2 protein-coding genes are annotated in these 448 nt (G+C 52.0%); both read left to right on the forward strand.

Annotation, left to right across the window (positions count from 1 at the left end; translation table 11 throughout):
* Nucleotides 1-213: ABC transporter ATP-binding protein (locus NE664_14010; GenBank protein MCQ4727749.1), on the forward strand; the 213-nt coding region annotated here is incomplete at its 5' end.
* On the forward strand, nucleotides 206-448 hold a 243-nt coding region (locus tag NE664_14015), incomplete at its 3' end, for an ABC transporter permease (GenBank protein ID MCQ4727750.1). The genes NE664_14010 and NE664_14015, both read left to right, overlap by 8 nt.

Genomic DNA, 448 nt, shown 5'->3' on the forward strand with positions numbered 1-448 from the left:
CACGGTGGGCTTAAGAAGACCTTCCTGTTTGTGACTCACGATATCAATGAGGCATTTAAACTGGGAAGCCGCGTGATTGTGATGAATGAGGGAACGGTCAGGCAGTTCGATACTCCCGCCCGTATCGTGAAGAATCCGGCGGATGATTTTGTGGCCTCCCTGATCCGTTCGGCCAGGGAGCAGGAAGAATTCTGGAGGATGACCATTGATTGAATATGCGCTTAAATATCCCGAAAAACTGTATGGGGCGCTGGGACAGCATCTAATGCTGGTTGCTGTTACGCTGGTGCTCTCCCTGATTCTGGCAGCCGCGCTGACGGTCTGCGCCATGTATTTTAAGACGGTGTCGAATGGTCTGATCCATCTGTTTTCCGTCATCTATTCCATACCAAGCCTGGCCATGTTCGCCATGCTGATTCCCGTCACAGGGCTGGGAACGAAAACGGCA

Origin of the sequence: Anaerotignum faecicola (assembly GCA_024460105.1) — a bacterium.
In the GTDB taxonomy this organism is placed as follows: Bacteria; Bacillota; Clostridia; order Lachnospirales; family Anaerotignaceae; genus JANFXS01.